The following is a 20797-nucleotide window of genomic DNA, read 5'->3' on the forward strand; positions in this document are numbered from 1 at the left end:
GTCAAAAATTTTACAAAAAAAAGCGTCATGCCAGCCTTGCGACTTCCACGGGCACGCTTACGGCTGAATGCGATGCTGGCAATTGTAGTGCCGTGCTGGGCACCCATATTGAATGACCTGGGCTTTGAAGGCCTTGGAATAGGAACCGAGTGTTGGCTGCATGAAATACCCGTTTAAAAGGCTAGATCTGGTGCTCACTTAAATTTGAGTGCACACGATGTCTTGGCTTTGCGGGGCTGGGTAGATGACATGGCCGGACGGTTACACCGGATGACCCCTACAGCGACTATGTCGAGTACGAGGACGAAGAAGCTGGGTGTCTGGAGCAGCGGCTTTCGGGATTGCTTGCTCGCCTACAGACCAAAAGCGGGCAGACAGTTGAGGAATTCAGGCACTGGATGTTTAGTGCAGTTTGGGTAGACGTCCCTGCGCTACGCATTGTTGAGAGCTGAATGGCGGGCGCAAATGATCAGTATGAAAAAGGGCGCCATGGGCGCCCTTTTTCATTACGCTCGCATTTTACTCCGTCCGGGAGCTGCGGAACCTTGTAGGAGGACCGATTTTGGCTCCCACTTCGACTGATAGGAGTCGTCAGCTTGCATCAGTTTCAGTTCCCGAAGCACATCCCGAGCATCCTCGCGCAGGTAGTCAAGCCGAGTCTGCTGCAGGAACGGCTTCGCCTTCTCTTGGATCGCTTTGTTGAGCTCTGACAGCTCGCGTCCCCGCGTCGACTCGGCCTCATCCCTCCAGCCTTCCAGGCGCTCCAGGAAGTTGTCCAATCGGCTGATGAACCCGCTGATGCTGAATTTGTCGTCAACGCGATACACCAGGTTGTCCGGCTCGTATGAGTCCCGACCGGTGACGGTGAAGTGGATTTTCTGCCGCTCGCATGACACTTGAATTTCGAAACCTCGATAGCTTCCTACGGGCACAAGCTCTGCGCGCTGGAACGTGTCTTCAGACCGCCGCTCGACGGCCCGCTTCATGGCGGTGGCGAATACCGCGGCCAGTCTTTCCTTGTCCGCGTCTTTGTAGGGTCTGCCATTCGCCGAGAACTCGAATTCAGGTTTGGTGCCGGCATCGCGCCGCTGGATCTCACTTGACCAACGGGCGATTGCCCGATCGGCACGTGAGTCGGCGTCACGCAGCCACGCAATGCGGCTGTCGAGCGAGTGCTGGCCACGTTTGAAGTTGGAAAACAATGCTTCCACCTTCTTGAGGTCTGCAGCGATTTGCACCTGCTGGAAGATCAGAGGATTACCGGTGGCCGCGGCTTTCATCTCGGCGGCGTTGGCTGCCTCGCTGGCCACATCCTCGATCACACGCTGGAGGCTGTCCCCCTTGCGGAATTGTTCGATGCCAGCTGCCTTGAATTCGATGGTCTGCCACATGCGGCTATCGTAGGTCTGTTTCGTTGCGTAGCGCAGAATCTCGATCTCGAATCCGTCAGGATCCATCTCATAGAAGAGGTTACCTTGCCGCTCGATGCGACCATCGCGTTGCTCCAGGTCGCTTGGGCGCCATGGTGCATCCAGGTGGTGGAGAGCGACCAGGCGGCGTTGGACATTCATGCCGGCACCCATCTTCGCTGTTGACCCCAGAATGATCCTGACCTCGCCGGCATTCATCTCCGCAAAGAGCTTGGCTTTCTGCAGATCTGTGTTGGCCTCATGGATGTAGCGAATCTGGTTCGCCGGGATCCCGCGAGCGAGGAGCTTTGATCGAATGTCGTCGTATACGCTGAACGAGCTGGCACCTGCCAGAATATCGTCCATAGAGATCGAGGCTTCTCCTTCTTCTTCGTCCTCTGAGCTCACAGCAGCCTGTTCTGGGCGTTTTGGACCTTTTGGCGTGGATAGGTCACAGAAAATCAGTTGCGTGCCTTTACGGTCGTCCCAGTCCTGCCAAATGCGGAATGCTTGATCGACACACGCATTCACTTTGCTACCTGCGAAATCCCCAGCGCCGGGATCGATGAGTCGGAAATCCAACCCCGCTTTGCGCGCGTCGTTGGTGATCTTCAAAGGATTGTCGAGGCGTGGGTCTTTCGGCAAATGCTCCATGCGATGGATGATCGATCCATCGTTCCAAGTCTTGAACGTCGATCCATCCGCTTTAAGCAGCGGATTACCCTCTGCGTCGATCGCCTCTTGCTGAATGCCCATGTACCAAGCTTGAGCCTCCGATCGATCCACAATCACGTTCTGCGGGCGACCGCCTTTCAGCTTCGGTACTGGGAATCGGGTACCGCGGGCCTCGGCCTGGTCCTGTAGATCCTTGCGTGTGATTACATCAGCGAAGGTTCGATACATCGCCGTCAGCTCGGGAACGTTCTGGAACTTTGCAAAACGCGAGTTGAGCTTGTAGTTGACGCCGGTAGCGTCAAGCTCCCAGCCGGTTACAACCTGGCCGAATGTCGAAGCCCAGGCATCAAAATGAATGATGCCCCGGGCCTTCATTTCATCGTACTGGAGGTATCGTTGTACGGTGTAGAGCTCAGCGATCGTGTTGCTCAATGGGGTACCCGTGGCCAGAAACACGCCTCGGCCGTCGTTCCGTTGCTGCAGGTAGCGACACTTGACGAAAAGATCGAATGCTTTTTCCGATCCTGCCAGATTACCCAGCCCCGATACCCTGCTGAGCGAGGTCGTGATGAACAGGTTTTTGAATTCCTGCGCCTCATCTACAACCAAGGCGTCAACACCCAGATCGGCAAAGCTGACAGCCTGGTCTTTAGAACCGGTGTCGGCTTTCTTTTCCAGTCGCTCGGTCATCCGCTCTTTCGCCTTTTCCATCTCCTTGATGGTCACGCGATCGCCCTGGCTGCTCTTGAGGTCCAAAATGGCGTCAGTGAGATCCTGGATTTGCTCCTGCAGCAGCTCCTCGAGCGTCTCCGGGGGCATGCCAATTTTTTTGAACGAGCTGTGAGCCACCACCACAGCATCCCAATCCCCGGTAGCGATTCGGGCAAAGAGTCGCTCCCGGTTTTCTTTCTTGAAATCCGTCTTCTCAGCAACCAGCACGTTGGCGTTAGGGTAGAGGTCGTAGAAGGCATCCTTCCACTGCAGTAGAAGATGATTCGGTACCAACACCATTGGCTTTCGGAAAAGCCCCATCCGCTTGCTCTCCATCACGGTTCCGACACACACCAGCGTCTTACCGGCGCCGACTACGTGATCGAACAGTGCTGTGCCGTCCTGAATTCCGCGCCAAATTGCGTCCTTCTGGTGCGGACGGAGCGTGATGTCCAGCGAGGTGCCGGGCAGCTGCAGGTGTGAGCCGTCGTAGCGGCTGGGAATATTGGTGTTGAACCGATCGTTGTAGAGTCGCGAGAGGGATTCACGACGATCCTGATCCTCCCAGATCCAGTCGGTGAACGCAGCGCGGATCTCGTCCGCCTTTTGGTTGGCTGCAGCGGTCTGAGTTTCATCAACCTGCATGATCGGATGGCCATGATCGTCCTTTCCGACCTCCACTTTCACTTGGATCGGGCGGTTCGTTAAAACCGCCTCTACCAGCTTGTTTGCGGGGTACGCTTCGGTGCCCCAGGTGACGCGCATGGTGGTGTTATCCCCCTCGGAGATGTTCACCATCCACTTGCCCAAGGCCTCCTGGTAGTCGATGCGCCGGCGTACATCCCCCATCAGGTGTACGACGAAATCATCGATTGTTTTCGCCGGTACCCAAGTCGAACCCAGCTGCACGGAAATGTCGATCGGCTCGATGTCTGCTGGCTGTATCGGACGCAGCGCCTCGACGTTCTCCAAGAACTTTGGATCGTGTTCCGCGGCTCGAAGCGCTCCCCTGAGTTTCGCTTTCACGTTCCCGGTCAGGTACTGATCGGCTGTTTCCCAGCGATCCTTGCCCGGATTGAAGTAGACAAGTCCCTTCAGGTCACGAAGGAGTTCAGGCTCACTCAGACCGCACAAGCGGATCATGCGCTCGAGGTCTACACGGCCCACCTGGTTCATGCTGACAACCAGTGCATCCTTAGCGGATTCGACGTGCCGAATTTCTTCGCGTGGGCTCATCACGCGGCGCGAGAAGATTGCGGCTTTATCAGCTGTGGGATTGCGCGCCGGCACTCCGTGCTTGCGTGCCATGTCAGCCGATACGCCGCGATCGTAGTTGCTCTCAAGCGCATTGAGCAGAGGGTATTCAGGATCCTCCCCCATCGCCAGGCGGTTGGCTTGGCTACTCAGGTGGCCAAATCGACGGACGTACTTGTCGTACAGTCCATTCAAACGGCCGCGCAAGGTTTCCAGATCTTGAGGGTCAACGGACTGCTCAGCATTCATCAACGCGCGCAGAGCGTCACGTACCTCAATCATGCCGCGAATTCGTTGGCCTGCCCGCTCGGTTTTCGGGGTAATGAACTGGTAGTCGTGGGCTGCAAGCTGATCTGGCAAGCGACGGGCCAAACGGTCGTCAGCGGTCACAAAGTAGGAACCCACTTTGGTATTCGCTGGCAGGTCGACCTCGGGTTTACCTAATTGGCCATCAGTTTCATGATCAAGAGGCTCGCCTGTGAAGGTGCGGATAACACCTGCAGGCAACGATTGAAGTCGGGCGCTGATCGCCGCGCTCAGGTCCTGGCCTGGCTCCGCCATCAAATCAGCGGCATCGCGGCGCATCTTCCCGGTGAGGGCCATCCGGCCGGCCATCTGCTCGGGATTGTCGATGAAATACTGGTTGATCGTGATTGGCTCACCCGATTCGCGATCTCGTATTTCACCGACATCTACCCAGCGGCGCTCCGGTTGGTCTCCGGGGAGTGCCTTCTGGAAGAACACGATATCCGTCGTTACTTCGGTCAGGGCATTCTCTTTGAACGCCGTGTTGGGTAGACGAATAGCGCCCAGGAAGTGGGCCGTATCTGCGATATGTTCACGCGCCTTGCTATTGGCGGCATCGAGGAAATACCGACTGACAACGGCTCCCATCACACCACCAGGTTTGAGCGTATTGAGCGATTTAGCCAGGAAGTAGTTGTGGATCGAGAAACCAGCCAATTCGCGGTGGTGCGGGTCATACAACGATTGCGAACCGAAGGGCGGGTTCGCCACGCAGGCATCGAAGTATGCGCTTGGGATAGCCACATCCTGCAGACCGCGATTGATGAAGGTGGATGATGGATAAAGATGAGCGCCGATCTGCGCTGTCAGAGGGTCAAGCTCGATGGCGGTGATGCGACTGTTGCTCCGCATTTCTGTCGGCATCAGGCCGATGAAATTGCCAATGCCGGCAGCTGGTTCCAGAACCTTGCCACCTTTGAACCCTAGTCGCTCCAGACCCTCGTAAATGCCGTCGATTACGGTGGTTGAGGTGTAGTGCGCGTCCTGGGTGGAGCGCCTGGCCCTCTCGTACTCATCTTGGCTGAGCAGTGAGGCCAGTTCCTGGTACTCGGCACGCCAAGCATCATTTCGATGATCGAAAGCCTGCGGCAGTCCACCCCATCCTACATATCTGACCAGCGTGGATTGTTCGTCTGGGGTGGCGCCACGGCCTTCCTTGTGCAGCACCTGCAGCAGTTGAATGGCAGCGACGTTATCGCGGAATTTCGATTTTGGACCGCCAGAGCCCAGTGAATCAGCACCGGTAATCGCATAGTCAGAGGGGGCTACAGGTCCGTTTTGATCTCCAACATTTGCAAGATCTCGTGCTCGGTCAGACCCTGCTTGCTGTCCGCTGGCAGGCTGTTGATGGCCGTCAATTCCAGGGCTTGCTGCTCCAATAGCCGGCTGAGCAGTTGCAGCTCGCCCTGAAGCTCCATCGCCTTGAGGCGTTCCGGGCTGTTCAGCGCCCAGCGATCCAGAATCTTCCAGCCTTGGAGACTGAACGACGGCGACTGGCGGATCGATGCGAGTGTCTGTTGGCTCAGGACTCGTGCGGAGATTTCCAGGGGCTGTGTTTGGTTGGTGATCATAATGGCGGTCTCCTTGGTCTTCGTCGGAATCGAGGCCGGCTTGCAGGTCCTCGATGGTATTTACCGTCTCTTGAAAAGCGAAATCGAACGTCATCTGCCCCTGATTCTCTGGGGTCTGCCGCCGTTTTCTAGGCATTGCCGTCGCCTCCTATTCCAGTTTGTATAATAGTCATTATACAAACTACTGAAGACACGACAATGTGCGTTTCTAACTCACTGTTTTTAAAAGGTACTGTTAGTAGCCCGGCTTCGGCCTTTTCAGGAAATCTCCCTGGCTAAGATCGGTCGGGTACTTGTGACGGTACTCCGATCGGATGCCATCCAGCTCAGCATGCTCGCTCGGGGCAGCTCGCCGTACAAGCATCTTTCCCTCGATCACTTCCAGGTTGTAACTGAAACCGCGAATCTCCTCGGGAGTCCAGACGCGCTCGCGTTCTTGAGTGATGCGCAGTCGGCCAGCTGCTGGAGTGCAATCCACCTCAGAGAGGCGACGCGCATACAACTCGGTACCGTTGCGGCTAAACACCTGCAGCGTATGGACTAGGTTATCTGATTCTAGCCGTTCGACGGTTACAGGCAGGCCTGCGTAGGCCTGATCATGCTTATCTCGATTCGACCAACGACCAAATCCGTTGGCTTCTCGCTGCAGCTCGTAGCGCATATGAATGCTCATGCGGCTGACGAGGGGATCTACTGCCAATACACGGGCTTCGACCCGATAGCCAGCGGTGTGAAGGCGAGAGCACAGCCTGGCGAGACTATCGGGATCCCGCATGGTCCCGTCGATCAAGAGATTCCGCCGATTCTTGATCGCCAAATTGGTGAGCTTTACCGACCATGCGCCGGCGTCCGGATGAGTACGATCGGCGGCCAATCGATCGTTCTGCCGCATCAGCTGCAGGTATTGCGGATGGTGCTTGCGCAGCTCATCAGCATCAACCTTGATGGTGTTACCACCGAACTCATCCAGTGCTTTGCTGCTGAGTCCGGCCTTGCCTGCACCAGGTTGTCCCCCGAGAAGAACGGCGGTTGGATGGTTGACAGGTTTGGTAGTGGAGAGCGCCAGGAGGGCGATGTCGTCAAAAATGGCATCGTGGTCTTCGGGGGACAGTCGGAATTGCGACTGGTCGTCCTTGGGAAACGTCATTTGCTGTCGGTGTCCTTCCTTGATACCAGCAGCGATTGCCTGAGCTTCAATGCGCAGCTCGCTGATAGTAAGCCTACCGTCTGAAAGTCCGACGGCCTTCAACATGCCTTGTAGGGCATTGCGGGTGCGGTCCCATGCTTTTCCGAGGAATGAACGCTCCTCCTCCGCGACAAATGCGAAGACCTCTTCTGCACGATGGATGCCGGGGAGTTTGGCGTAGTGCTGATCCACGTACGCCCAAATATGGGCTAGTGAAGGTTCGCCGCGCGTTTCAAGAACGCGATCCAGGAATTCCCGCTTTTCTTCGGGATTGAAGGTGTTAAGCCCATAATGCCCGAGGAGCTCGTGGCGCAGCGCTCGTCGCACGGCCCCTTCATCACCCATATTGGAAGCGGCAAGGGTAAAGATGGCTCTTGCTGGGTGGTAGGCTGCGTCAATTCGGTATCCGATTTTTTCTCTTGCGGCGTCGGGTCCATAAATTTCCTCCTGCGTGGCCTTGATAATAGCAGTCACACCTATGTGACCACGATATTCGGCCATGAATCGATCCACTATCGCCTGGGCCTGAGCAACGGTAAGGCCAACGTGATCGGGAGATGCCATGAGGTATCCCCTTCAAACCGAAGCTTTGACAATCGGCCCGTAGCGCTCTATTGCGTGCGCTACCGCCAAATTGTCGTCAATGCGAAGCCGGGAGCGCTCGACTACGAGCTCAGCTTGCTCGGCCCTCAGCTGATCAATCAGGGCCTGGTTCGGTTCGTCCTTGCTGCGCTCGTTGTGAATGTCGCGAGCTTTGAGGGCGATCATGTTGCCAATGGTTTCCATCGCGGCTTCAAAGGCCGCAAGCTGGTGATCCGTCCACTGTGCCGGCATGGAATTGTCCTTCTTTTTTGGTGTGAAGGCCTTGGTGATCAAGGCGAGGCCAAGTATCAAAAATATCGCAGACTGAAGCCAATCGGCTGTGGTACTGAGTTCATTGAGTCGAGAGTTGATCGCCATGGCCAGGCCCACTAAGGCACTCAAAGCACCTACAAATAACCGCATGATTCGATTATTCATCGCTTCCCCTTGCGGCGATGTCTTTGACCAAGGACAGCTCGAAGCAGTCATTCAACACGGTCATCAGTTGTTCCGCAGTAGGCGCGCTTTGGCAGCGGAACAGCACGATGGCCAACTCTTTAAGGCCATGGGCTCGGTTGATGCTATTGACCGCCAAGGCACGTAAATCATCGGTGTCATAGACGTTCGCCAATGCCACCCCCTCCGCGCCTGTGATACCTGCCGTGCGATCGATGGAGGTCTCAACCGACGGCGGCAAAGCAGGTTTGTGATCCGCATCCACCAGCATCAGGGAGACGATAAATGGCACCGACATTCCTGCAGGATTTTTGGCGAAGTAGGCCGGGACGACCTTCATTTCAGTCTCGTTGAACATTTGATTCCCTACCGTTTGACGTCGAGCGCCAGGAATGGCCCTTTGAAGCCAACCTGCTCGTCTACTGAACTGAACGCTGCTATCCCTTTGGCTCGTTCTTTGAGCCACCGATCAAACAGCTTGCGAGCTTGCTTGTCATCGACACGAACCAATTTTCCGTCCTCAGCAAAGAACACTGGCATGCGGAACGTATTGCTGTCGTCTACCGAAATGGCCATCTCATACCACTGATTCTGACCCTCGGTGACTTTAATAAATTGGGTGTGCATCCCCTGGATAACTTCCCTGTGTTCGCCAGGCTCTTTTGATGCCCCTGACTCCTGGTTGCAGCCAGCCAATAGGATCATCAGCAGGATCGGCAATGTGCGGCGAATCATGAACGATCTCCTTCAGCCCACCCTGGCGGGTAGGCTGGATAAGTGATTGAAGCCTCGAGGATTGACGATGTTTCGGGAGCCATGGCCCATGCGTAATAGCCAGTGCCCTCAAAATAGAGCACGGGTTGTCCCCCGAGCTGGCCTATGACGCTGGACCCGGCGGCATAGGATTTGGGCAAGTCGCCCAAACCCAACGTTGGCAGGTTGAGTGATGCGTGCAGCACCTCCTCGTGTTTGTAGAGGCTTCGCGCGGCGGCATCTCCCCAAGCGCTATTGTCCCGGGCGATGGTTCTGAACCTCATCCACTCCAGCGCAGGTAGCGCTCGCATGTGCTGCAGCACCAGATCCTGGAAACCCTTTTCGTGGGCCAGCAGCTGCCGGTCATGTTCGTTCAGGAAATCGGTGATCATTCAGCCCACCTTCTTGCCGAAGTCGAATTCGACTTTCCAGCTATCCCGGTTGAGTTTGAGGTAAGCGGTGAATGGGCGCTTTTCACGGTTGAGAAATCCAGAGAGCTTCTCCGTAATCCCGCTCTTGAACAGCGCATCCGCTTCAGAAGCACTCAGCGGCCTACTGGCGATCACTGCACCGACTTTGAACTGGCACGCTTTGCATTCAAAGTGACCTGGTACCGCTGCAATCTCACCTGAGCAGCGTGGGCACTCAAGCTTGTTGGACGACATCGCCGGCACAGCTGGAGCTGGACGATCTGGGGTGCTGGGTGCTGAGTCGAACACGAACGTCGTTTTTCCTGTGCCGGTGTCCAGCCTCAGCTTCGCGGAAAACTTGGACTGCTTTTGACGACTCACGAAGCCCTTGATGACAGGTGTTTCACCCTTCACCAACAACAGTTCGACCTGGCCTGGAGTGAGAGTCTTTCCTGATACCTCGTGCCAAAGCACGAACTCGCAGCTGGAACATACGGTACGCTTGCCCCGGTTTTGCAATGCGCTCTTGCAGTTAGGACAGGGAACGCCTTCGCCAGCTGCGGGCGGGAGGGGCGTGATAGAGGCGTCCTTGGCCGTGGCTACAACGTCACGAACGAATTCCTCGGCGTAGCGCATGAAGTCGCTCAGGCTCATCGCTCCATCAGCGACTTGATCCAGCGAGCGCTTGAAGGCACCGGCTTGTGCGGGGTCTTTAACGCGCATGGGCAGAGCGTCAATCAAGCTCCTGGCTTCAGGGCTGGTCATGAGCTTTTTGCCCTTTCCCCCCGCCGGCACAAACAGGCTACGTCGCTTCATGTCGGCGATGATGCCTGCACGAGTGGCAGTAGTACCTATCCCCTCACCCTCTTTGAGCCGCTTTTTCAACTCCACATCGTCTACGTATCGATGCAAGTTTTTCATTGCATCGAGGAGCATGTTGTCGTCAAAGCGCGGTGGCGCAGTAGTCACCTTGCCTGTTGCACTTACTTCCAGCCACTGCAACAGATCGCCGATCTGCACATTAGGGAGTTCACCCTCGGGCCCTTCATCTTCGGCGGGCGCACCATCCAGCGGTGGGGGTTCCTTGTAAACAGCTTTCCAACCTTGCTCGGTTGGGCAGACACCAGTTGCGGCGAACACCTCACCAACCTGAACGCGAATGCGCAACACCATCGACCGATACCGGTAATCGGCTGCAAACTGGGCAAGATACGCCCGCACCACCATGTCGTACACGTTCCGCTCAGGCTCCGACCAGTCAGCCACATTGACTGGATTTTCCGGGATTGAAGGGATGATGCCGTGATGCGGGGTGGGTTCCCCCGTGGGAGTACGCATTTTCGCATCATTGAAGGCTGCTGATTTGCGGTATGGGTCCAGCTCACGAGCAATGGCCTGCAGATCTGGCCGCAGCTGTATGATGCCGGCGATCACGCAGGGCGCCTCGGCATGATGGGCTTCAGAAAGGAAGCGCACATCGGTACGAGGATATGTCATGACCTTGTAGGTGTCGTAGAGCTTTTGCGCGGCCTCCATTACCTCGTCACCGGTGTAGCCGAAGCGGCTGAAACCTTCCATTTGCAATTCATTCATGGACAAGGGAAGTGGGGGCTCCTTCTTCTTGTCGGTGACCGAGTGCTCGATGACTGAGGCTTCCCCGGGCACACCATCCTGCAGGCGTGCAAGGAGGGATTTAGCAACCCCTTCGTCGACCAGGCGACCGGATTCATCCAGGCCAGCCTGGTCATCCTGTGGCATCCAGCGGCCGCGGATTGAAATCCCAGCTTCGGCTGTGAAAACGGCAGTGATGTCTTGATAAGGGACAGGCTTGAAAGACTCGATCGCTCGGTCCCGCTCGCGGACGACGTACAGCAGAGGGCTTTGCACGCTACCAACGGGCAGCAATCCTTGGTGGCCCATGTCGCGCCCTCGAAGGGTCATCGCCCTTGTACCGTTCATGCCCAAAAGCCAGTCATAACGGCTCCGAGCAAGCCCCCACAACCGCCATCCACTGAACAGCGGGTCAGAGTTGTCACGCATATTGGCGAGTGCTTCGCGGACCTTGCTGGGGTTGTAGTCGTTGATCAACACCCGTTTAACAGGCTTGCGGCAGCGATAGTACTCAAGCGCCTCGTCGACCAGACTTTGTCCCTCGCTATCCGGATCGCCAAGGTGGTACACAACGTCACACCAGGCCAGAAGCTCTTTCAGCTTGCTGAGCCGGGGCCGTTTGCGAGGATCAGGCAGAATTTTCCATTGTTGTTCTGGTGGAATAATTGGCAGATCTTCCATCCGCCAAATTTTCCGACCCTTGCCGGTAGTAGGCAGATCGTCCGGCAAATAGTCATCAGGCGTCGCCTGTTGGAAGGCATGTCCATCCAGCCATACGCACCAGTCGTTACCATGTTTCGTCCAGCCTGCCCCACGATCAGAAGAGTGTCCATTGAGCACAGGGAATACACCCTGCGATAGCTGGGATTCTTTCTCAGCGATCCAAAGAATTTTTTCCATCAACCCTCCTTACCCTTAAGTCTGGAGCCGTCTGGACCTACCCAGCGACTGGTATGGTTTGCCTTGCCTTGATTCCGTAGAATAGCTATCATACGGAAAATCATAAACCATCACGGGTTATTACGGAAGGATTGCCTAATGGTTCCAATTCCCGCTCCACCGCCTGATGTCGCCCAAGACCTGGTACCTGCCTGCATGGTGCAGGCTGCTCGGGATTACAGCCTGCCATTGCGTGGCCTAATCGCTGTATGGCTTACCGAGAGCGGCAGCGGTGAACCGTTGAAGAGCGTGAACAAGAACGGGACGGTCGATCACGGGCCCTTCCAGATCAACACGGTTTGGGCAAACCGCCTGCAAAGCGAGTTCGGCGTCCCGCCCGAACTCATCACGAGCGATTTCTGCTGGGCGGCAAGGGCCGGCGCTTACATCCTGCGGTACGAAATTAATCAGGCCGGTGGGAGTTTTTGGGACGGTGTTGGGCACTACCACTCAAGAACTCCGAAATTCAAATATCCCTATATACAGCGCGTATATAACAACTCATTGAGATTCTAGGAGGGAATATGGCGCGCCATAACCAGGGTGAGTCTGATGGTATGGGAGTTGTGTGGTTGGTGATGATCGCACTTCCTGTTGTGTTTGGCTGGATGTGCTGGTCTCGCTGGCACGGCACGATCAGCTACTGGGGGTTGAAATGGGCTTGGCACCAACTTGGTGTGTTTGATTGGTCATTTATGCCAGATCAAATTCGCCTGTGGCGATACGAAGCGGCCCAGCTTGCGATGAACCCCTCGCAAGTAAAGTTTGCTGACTTGCTGCGTCTGCTCAATATTTCCGGGTACTTTTTCATTTTCATCCCCGTCATATTAGCGCTACGTGGATTTCGTGCGGCGCATCGGCACGCGGCTAACAAAACTCGCCGAGTTATCACAGTAGAAACGCTGCCATGGGTGATGTCTAACCATTCGCCCGCAATCATCCCGTCCTTGTATTACGGCGATCCGCACACGCTGCTTTTGAATGAAGATCCTGAGGAGCATCGCAGCGCGATCCATCCCGAAGAATGGGCTCTGCAGCGTGGCCTCATCGTCAACCGACGGCTCGACCGGGAGCGCTGCCGGGAGCTGCTGGTGAAAGACTTGGGTAGCCGGATCAAAAGCCTGAATGAGCTGAGTCCTACCGAGCGAGCCCTGTTTGCAGTGTTCGGCGCCAGGCTGTTATCGGATGGGCGCGATATGAAAAAGGCCCAGGAGCTGCTGGACGCTCTGAATCGTTCATGCCACCACAACACCTTTGAGGGAAAAAAGGGCTACCCCGATTTGAGCTTGGCTGACGATGCTTTCAAGAAGTATGCCATACACCCGGAAGCTCAAACTTTTCTTGATAAACACCCCTACCCTAGAACAATGCTTTATGCCATGCACCAGCAAGCTAGTAATTTGGGAAAATTGCCATCGTCTCAGTTTCGTTGGTTGAAAGGGATGGACCGCCCTTTGTTTTACGCGCTGAATTTAGGTAAGCGTAAAGCTCCGCTTATAGAAGCGGGAGCAGTTTACACGCAGACCCACTGGGAAAGTTACGCCGATGACACGGGTTATAGATTAACCGAGCCATTTATCGAAGATGCAATCGACGGGGTTGAAAAGTATCTGGCCAAGCTTGGTCTCGTCGACCTCAATACTGGAGATATCCAATGAAGAACCGAGACAAGATTCGTCAATACGACAACACCCTTCACATTCACTTCGGCTCGACTGGTGAAGAACGGAGTGTATCGTTGTTGCCCTTGGAGCGCGGGCTGTCTCTGAAGCGTGAGGGTAAGCAGATCCTCGTGACCAGCGCATTTGGCGGGAAGCTGGAGCAGGTCGTTCTCGAGTCCTTTGGCACCGAACAACTGGCTACTGACGCCTTTGATGCACTCCAGAGCGCTATTGTTTCGCATGGATTGCGCCGGCGCTGGACCTCCCGGGCCAAAGGGATCGTAAAGTGGGGAGTTATCCCCGCTTTCGCAATCATTTTTGCCCTCGGCCTGAACATGTTTGCGGCAAAACTGACCGGGCTGCAGGCGCCTACCGAGGCGCAGTATGGTTCGGGAAGCGGTCTCCAAACACCACAGACCCCTACCCCGACATTTGCCCCACAGAACCCACAGACATTCCAACAGCCTGCCCCAGACCTCTCTAACATCCCCGGCCTTCCCAAACCAACAGACCCGAAAATTGTCCGCGAGGCGATCAAGGCCGGGGTGGCTACCGGCAAGTATTCAGTGAAGCTATCCGAAGGGGCTAAAGGGACTGTCTACGTCTTCTCTGATCCTTCTTGCCCTCATTGCCAGAAATTCGAGCCTGAGCTCGAGCAGCTCGCCGCGGATCATACCGTTGAGATCTTCCCTGTATCGGTGATCGGTGGTGAAGGCTCAGCCAAGCCTATCGCACAGATGCTTTGCGCTCCGATCGAGCAGCGCGCCTCGATGTGGAAAGCCATCGCCAAGGGGCGGCCGATCGATGGGCCTGTATGCGAGGAAGGCCTTACCCATGTTCGGGCCAATGACCAAGTCTTCAGAAAACTGCAGTTCCTGGGCACCCCAACAGTGATCAACCAGCAGGGCGCGCAGACGCCGCTCACCCTTCCCAACCAAGCGGCAGCTATTGCCCAGTGGCTGGAACAGACGCAGGCTCAGTAGGGATCGCCCATGGGGAAGTACGTTAGATACAGTGACGAGTTTCTCGACCGAGTCCGCCAAGCAGCGGATTTGGTAGGGTTGATATCGCGTGACATTACACTGAAGAAATCGGGCAAAAACTTTAGCGCTTGTTGCCCCTTCCACAAAGAAAAAACGCCGTCGTTTAGTGTTTCCCCAGAGCGTAATTTCTACCGCTGCTATGGATGTGACGCGAAGGGTGACGCTATCACGTGGATGATGGACCATCACCACCTGCCCTTCCCTGATGCCGTTGCAGCGGTTGCCGAGTTTTCGGGCATCCAACTCCCTGAGCCCTGCCAGGATACTGCGGCAGATCAAGCCCGGAATGCAGAGTTGGCAGCCATGTACCGAGCCCTCAAGGATGCCCAAACCCTCTATGCCGGAGGCATTCAGAGGAATGCAAAGTCATATGGCTACCTGACTCAACAGCGAGGGTTGAGTTCCGAGACGATCGGTAAATACGGTTTAGGCACCGTAGGTACTGGTATTGCAGATCTCCTGCTGAAGCGCCACGACCGGCAGATCCTGATTGATTGTGGTCTGGTATGTGAAGCCGAAGATGGCCGGTTATTTGACAGATTTCGAAGCCGGATAATGATCCCGATTCACGACCACGGCGGGGCCCTGGTTGGCTTTGCTGGCCGATCTGTTATTGAGAGCCCTGACCGAACGCCTAAATACATTAACTCGCCAGAGACGAAACTTTTTCATAAAGGCGAGGAGCTGTATGCCTTCAACATCGCCCGCCAATTCATCCGCGCTGACAGACATGCGGTGGTGGTCGAAGGCTTTTTCGATGTGTTGAGCCTCCACCAGGCTGGTGATTCGCGGGCAGTTGCTCCCATGGGCACGTCCCTTACCAATGTGCAAATGCGTAGGCTCTTTCAAAACGCAGATACCGTTACATTCGCCTTCGATGGCGATAAAGCGGGACGAAAAGCGGCTTTAAGATCCTCTGCGGTTGTTTTGGAAGAAATGTGCGATGGGAAAAATGCTCAATTCTTATTCCTTCCAGAAGGTACCGACCCGGACAGTGTCCTGCGAGAAAACGGTCTCGAATATTGGATTGAGATGCTGAACCAAGCGCAACCGCTCAGCCGTTTTCTGACCGATTTTGTTAAGCACCGTCTGGATATCGAGATCCCCGAATCCCAGGTTAAAGCAGCGGAGCGCGGTCGGGCTGTCATAGCCCGTATTCGCGATGCGGCTCTCTTCAAAAAAGCGCTTAGCTTGCAATTTGAACGCGCTATTGGCATTACCTTGAGCGCGTAGGAGACGATTAATGGCTATCGATTCTCAACACGAGATCCAAGCTGGACGCTTGTCCAGAGACACCCGGTCAGCTTGGACCCGATTTATGGTCTCACTTCATCGGCCAAATAACTTCAAGCTGGCGATGCTCGCACTTATTGGGTTGATGATCTATCAACCTGCCGCGTGGCCTGTTTGGATACTGATCATGTGCATGATGGTTATGTCCTTCAATGATCAGCGTTTTCGAATGCCATTGCGCATGCCAAAAGACATCGGTGGTAAAGATCGAACTGATTATTACGAAGAACTGGTCGAACAAAAAACCTTGTGGGGCTTATTTAAAAGCTCTCGGACGTTTCGCAAGCTCCTTGCTGCTGGTGGCATCATGTATCTGGGGTATTTGCGTACGCCAAACGCCGAGGGCATTGCAAGGAGTGAAGACGAAGGTCGAGAACTTTGGCTCAACAACTCCGACTGCCGTACGCATATGTGGATTCCTGGAACCACCGGCAGTGGAAAAAGTGAAACTCTCATGGCGCTGTTCTTCAACGCACTTTGCTGGGGATCGGGAGCTTGCTACGCAGACGGCAAAGCAGACTCCAACCTAGCATTTTGCCTGTGGTCGCTTGCCAGGCGCCTAGGCCGTGAAGATGACTTCTTGATCCTCAACTATTTGACCGGGGGTATGGACCCATTCGATAGCATGGTGGCACGCGAGAATGGAAAAGAGTGGACCTCGGACTTTAGAGCGCAGTCGAACTCGCTGAATCCCTTTGGTGACGGTGCTGCCGACTTTTTGCTGCAGCTCTTGGCGTCGCTGCTGCCTGCGGCCAGTGGCGATGGTGCGAAGTGGCAAGAAAAAGCGATCAACATGGTCGACGCAGTGATCAGGACGCTCTGCTACAAACGCGCCAGGGGCGAAATTGAAATTTCCGTTGCTACCTTCCGGCATTATCTCGCGCTGAAGAATCTGGTCGAGCTATACAAAGAAGGCCAGCAGGGACTGATTCCCGAGACTGCCTACCTGCCTATCAAAGCGTACTTTGAGACCGGCCTGCCGGGCTTCAACCCCGACTTGGTGGACGATCCTTCTAAATGGGACGCGGAGGTATTTAACCAGCATGGCTATTTGACTGGTCAATTCTCGCGAATTTTCTCGATGATGATGGATACCTACTCGCACGTGTTCAGCGACAAGTATCCGGAAATCGACATGATGGATGTGTTGCTTAACGATAGGCTGCTTGTGGTGATGATCCCGAGCCTGGAGAAATCAGCCTCCGAAGCGGCATCGCTGGGCAAGCTCTATATCTCGTCCATTCGGTTGATGATGGCACAGAACCTCGGTTACAAACTGGAGGGGACGAAAGAGCAGGTGCTCGACACAAAAGCGACCAATGCGCCCAACCCCTACCTCATCATCAGTGATGAGCTGGCTTACTACTTTGCTGCAGGGATCGCTGTAATGTTCGCACAGGCTCGTAGTCTGGGCTTCATGATGGTTGCGGCAGTTCAAGACATGCAAGGTCTGAAACGTGGCGAGGCAGCTGACGAAGCTGCTTCGATGCTGGCCAATACCAAGGTTAAGTGGGTGCTCGCATTGGAAGACCCTGAGGACACCTACGACTTCATCCGCAAGGCTGGCGGTGAAGGGTATTACAGTGTCCTGGGTGGCTACGATGAAAGCTCCGGTGCCATGCAGTCCTCTTTCCGCGCTCAAGCGGGAGCCAATATTGAGAAACGTAACAAGATCGAGCTGCCTGATTTGAAAAAGCTCCAAGCCGGCGAAGGCATGGTCATCTTCAAAGATAGCGTTGTTCCGAGCTCCAGTTTCTACATCCCGGATGAGCACAAAAAAACTAGCAAACTGTCGGCACGTATCAACCGGTTCCTTCAAATTGAGCGACCAGAATATTCGCGGCTACCTCACAGCGCCGAAAAGATCAGCATAACCGATCACCATTCAGTCGATTACGTAACTGCCCAGTTGCGCAGAGTCGAATCCGCCTACTATCCAAAGCTGGATGATCCGGTTCTCGATGAAATTGTGGCAACGGCAGCTCACATGGACACTATTACCCGGTTTGAAGTGAGCCCTGAACAACGCGGCATTGTGTTGTTCCAAGCTGCTCGAAAAGCAGTACACGCTGCAGAGGCGAAAGGGCTCTCCGGCTATTACCACCAGGTTCGTGATGAAGACGAATTCGAGGAGTTGCTGGGTGATGAAGGGGATGATCTAGAGATACCCGAAGAAGCCTTCGACGACTAAGGAGTTTTTATGTCCACAGCTATCAAATTGGGGAACGACTACTGGAAACTCAAAAAAGATAACGTTGAGTTACCTGTTGTTTGGTCAGAGGACCGAGTTTCGAATCACCATGTTGGTGTTGCCGGGACATCCGGTGCTGGTAAAACTCATTGGATTCGCGAGTTCGTGACGAACATGAATGAAGAGATCGAAATCGACATCTTCGACTATCACGGTGATATCGAGATCCCTGGCACAGAGACCGTCATGTTTAGTGAGTCATCACGCTACGGGTTCAACCCGCTCATTCTAAATACTGATCCGCATTATGGCGGTGTTCGTCGCGCAGTGAATGACGTCATTGAGTCGATCAATTCAACCTCAAGAAAGCTCGGCGGTAATCAGGAAGGTGTGCTTCGGCATTTGCTAACAGATGCGTACACCGCCCGCGGCATACTGCCTGGTGATCCTCGTACCTGGGTGCGGCGTGAAGCGACCGAGGATGAAATTCGCCACTTAATTCAGACAAAGCAGTGGAATGACCTCCGTGGTGTTTACCCTACGCTACCTGATGTGATCCGGCTTGCGAAACGAAAGCTGCGTTCACTTTGGATGGGGGTGGACGACAGTGGCGATGGAAAAAAAGCCTTGAGCTGTTTTGAGGAATATTGCAGGTGCATGTCGGCGGTGAACAAAAGGCGTACTGAACTCGCAAAAGCAAAAGCGCGAGGCGATGATGCAGATATGGAGGCACAGCAGAAGCGACTCAATTCGGCAAAAGACAAAGCAGCCGAGGCACATATGACCTTCCTAAATAATATTGAAACTGGCCATGAGTTTGAGGATGTCATCAAGTACCACAGCAAGGACGTTGTATTAAGTGTGATCACTCGACTTGAGAATCTTCACGCTACTGGCATTTTCAACCCAAACCCTCCCCCGTTTGGTAATGCAAGGGTGCGGCGCTACAATTTGAAACCTTTGGCTCAATCCGAGGACGAACTAAAAATGTTCGTGCGCTTCCGCCTCCGTTCCATCATCCGCGAGATGATGCAACGAGGTGAGTCTGGTGGAAAGCTGCGGCGCCTTGTTGTGTTGGATGAATCCAAGAAATTTAACGATGAGGACGTTAGCAATCCTATTAACATCATCGTCACTGAAATGCGTAAGTTTGGGTTGTCCATTCTATTGGCAGGACAGTCCCCAGCACATTTTAGCTCTGACTTCATCAAGAACGCTGGCACCTTGCTGCTTCTGAACCTGGCCACTGCCGATTGGGATGAGGCTGCCCGCAAGCTCAAGATCGATGTGAAAGACCTAAAGTATTTACGTCCCCAGACCAGCGGTGCAGTCCGTATGCTGGAGAAAGGACAAATCGCGCAGTTCAAGCAAATTCATTTTTGAACTGCATTCCCGGCTTGAGCGCTACGCCTGACCATAGGAAAACGTGACCATGGATACGACCGCCCCGATAGTGCTGTACGTCTACCGCTGCGAGGCTTGTGGGCATGCCGGCCAGTTGCAACTTCCGGAATCTGCGCCCGAGGTGACGACGGCCTGTGCGTCGTGCGGTTCCGAGGTCCAGGCCGAGTGGGACGGCGGTGTTGAGCTGGCCTCCAACGAACACGACTAACGGAAAACCTTCTGAGGAAGTTGTCCGCTCAGTCCAGCTCGCTGTCGTTTTCCAGGCTGATGGCGTCGGCCGGCTTGTCGTCGCGTAACCCGACGAACACGGCGTGCCGAACCTTGCCGGCCGGGGTAATCTCCGCGAACTTCACTTCACACACCTGCTGCGGGGCAAGCCACACAACCCCTGCGCGCTCCATACGGGGCGGGTCGATGAGAGGGGTGCGATCCTGGGCAAGCGGTGCGAGAGCAACCCGTAAAGCCTTTAGGGTACGCTCGCTGATCCCGGAGCGAACCCTCCCTGCGTAGACCAGCTGACCATCGTCGTTATGCAGGCCCAGCAATAGCGAGCCAATGCCGGCTGCAGCCCGTGTGTAGCCGGCTATGACGAATTCTTGCCGATTGCCACACTTGAGCTTCACCCAGGCACCGTCCCGCGCGCTGCTGTATCGGCTACCGTCTCGCTTCCCGACGATTCCCTCTAAGTTCATCCGGCAGGCATTGGCAAGCAATTGCATCGGGTCAGCATCCAATGTCACGGAGAACCGCACTCGCTCCATTGGGCAATGCTCAAGAAGCGCCTCGAGGACCTGTCGCCTAAGCTCGACAGCTTCACCTCTAAGATCCGCACCATTGAGATACAGCAAATCAAAGGCCACATATACCAGGTCATCGGTGGCCTTTGAGGCGAACGCCGACTGCAGGGCTTGGAAGGCAGGTCGACCGTCATCCTCCTGGATCACGACCTCACCATCGAGCCAGGCCGAATGCACGGCCAGGCGTTCTAGGTCTTTGGTAAGCAGTGGCATACGATCGGTCCAGTCAAAACCGTTCTTCGTAAAAAGCTGCACCTGGTCACCATCGATCCGGACTAAAAGGCGATACCCGTCGTACTTGATCTCGTACCTCCATTCGCCTTGCGGAGGCCGAGTCGTCAAAGTCACGAGTTGTGGAGCGATCCAACCCGGATTCGGTGCCTTGGGTGGTTGCACGATCCGCGACCTCGCTAACTGAGATTTCCCTTCAGAGTGGAGTGCTGGATTGTCAGAAAGATCACCTCGTCCGCCCAAAGGATGGTATGAACTCTCAGGTTGAGGGCTGTTAACATGTTCCTTTTGCCGCGTAACTGAGTTGAGTTTTT

Annotated in this window: 16 protein-coding genes; 7 read left to right on the forward strand and 9 right to left on the reverse strand. The window is 55.0% G+C overall.

Annotated features, from left to right (window positions below):
- Positions 1–506 precede the first annotated feature (506 nt).
- From G1E_RS05340 to G1E_RS05370, 8 genes are all read right to left on the reverse strand, one after another.
- Positions 507–5522 (reverse strand): DEAD/DEAH box helicase family protein, encoded by a 5016-nt coding sequence (locus G1E_RS05340; RefSeq protein ID WP_023662969.1) that lies wholly within the window; start codon positions 5520–5522, stop codon positions 507–509.
- Positions 5523–5620: 98 nt separating this feature from the next.
- Positions 5621–5926, reverse strand: a complete 306-nt coding sequence (locus G1E_RS27295) for a hypothetical protein (protein ID WP_009682487.1) — start codon at positions 5924–5926, stop codon at positions 5621–5623.
- A 235-nt stretch (positions 5927–6161) separates the two neighbouring features.
- Complete coding sequence (locus G1E_RS05345) at positions 6162–7613, reverse strand: zeta toxin family protein (RefSeq protein WP_228393789.1); 1452 nt, start codon at positions 7611–7613, stop codon at positions 6162–6164.
- Positions 7614–7688: 75 nt separating this feature from the next.
- A complete protein-coding gene (locus G1E_RS28950; RefSeq protein ID WP_197884355.1) occupies positions 7689–8132 on the reverse strand; it encodes a hypothetical protein in 444 nt (147 codons plus the stop codon).
- On the reverse strand, positions 8125–8508 hold the full coding sequence (locus G1E_RS05355; RefSeq protein WP_009682483.1) for a hypothetical protein: 384 nt from the start codon (positions 8506–8508) through the stop codon (positions 8125–8127). The genes G1E_RS28950 and G1E_RS05355 overlap by 8 nt, the downstream gene beginning before the upstream one ends.
- Before the next feature lie 8 nt (positions 8509–8516).
- Positions 8517–8885, reverse strand: a complete 369-nt coding sequence (locus tag G1E_RS05360) for a hypothetical protein (protein WP_009682482.1) — start codon at positions 8883–8885, stop codon at positions 8517–8519.
- Entirely contained in the window at positions 8882–9295 is a 414-nt protein-coding gene (locus tag G1E_RS05365; protein WP_009682481.1) for a hypothetical protein, read from the reverse strand. Before G1E_RS05365 ends, G1E_RS05360 begins: the two co-directional genes overlap by 4 nt.
- Positions 9296–11824, reverse strand: a complete 2529-nt coding sequence (locus G1E_RS05370; RefSeq protein WP_009682480.1) for a type IA DNA topoisomerase — start codon at positions 11822–11824, stop codon at positions 9296–9298.
- Positions 11825–11962: 138 nt separating this feature from the next.
- Between G1E_RS05370 and G1E_RS05375 the strand changes: the two genes are divergently transcribed.
- The 7 genes from G1E_RS05375 to G1E_RS05405 are packed head-to-tail and all read left to right on the forward strand — an operon-like array spanning position 11963 to position 19663.
- On the forward strand, positions 11963–12379 hold the full coding sequence (locus G1E_RS05375) for a lytic transglycosylase domain-containing protein (protein ID WP_023662967.1): 417 nt from the start codon (positions 11963–11965) through the stop codon (positions 12377–12379).
- A gap of 8 nt (positions 12380–12387) precedes the next feature.
- Entirely contained in the window at positions 12388–13521 is a 1134-nt protein-coding gene (locus G1E_RS05380) for a hypothetical protein (RefSeq protein ID WP_009682478.1), read from the forward strand.
- On the forward strand, positions 13518–14507 hold the full coding sequence (locus G1E_RS05385; protein ID WP_009682477.1) for a DsbC family protein: 990 nt from the start codon (positions 13518–13520) through the stop codon (positions 14505–14507). Before G1E_RS05380 ends, G1E_RS05385 begins: the two co-directional genes overlap by 4 nt.
- 9 nt (positions 14508–14516) lie before the next feature.
- Positions 14517–15800, forward strand: a complete 1284-nt coding sequence (dnaG, locus tag G1E_RS05390) for a DNA primase (RefSeq protein ID WP_009682476.1) — start codon at positions 14517–14519, stop codon at positions 15798–15800.
- Positions 15801–15810: 10 nt separating this feature from the next.
- Positions 15811–18051, forward strand: a complete 2241-nt coding sequence (locus G1E_RS05395; protein WP_009682475.1) for a hypothetical protein — start codon at positions 15811–15813, stop codon at positions 18049–18051.
- Between the two features lie 9 nt (positions 18052–18060).
- A complete protein-coding gene (locus G1E_RS05400) occupies positions 18061–19434 on the forward strand; it encodes a hypothetical protein (protein ID WP_009682474.1) in 1374 nt (457 codons plus the stop codon).
- Positions 19435–19483: 49 nt separating this feature from the next.
- Complete coding sequence (locus tag G1E_RS05405; RefSeq protein WP_009682473.1) at positions 19484–19663, forward strand: zinc ribbon domain-containing protein; 180 nt, start codon at positions 19484–19486, stop codon at positions 19661–19663.
- Between the two features lie 28 nt (positions 19664–19691).
- On the opposite strand, the gene ligD is transcribed toward G1E_RS05405, so the two are convergent.
- The gene (gene ligD, locus G1E_RS05410; protein WP_158622667.1) at positions 19692–20648 is read right to left on the reverse strand and encodes a non-homologous end-joining DNA ligase; all 957 of its coding nucleotides are present in this window, start codon (positions 20646–20648) and stop codon (positions 19692–19694) included.
- Positions 20649–20797: the final 149 nt, after the last annotated feature.

Origin of the sequence: Pseudomonas sp. TJI-51 (genome assembly GCF_000190455.2) — a bacterium.
Lineage (GTDB): Bacteria > Pseudomonadota > Gammaproteobacteria > Pseudomonadales > Pseudomonadaceae > Aquipseudomonas > Aquipseudomonas juntendi.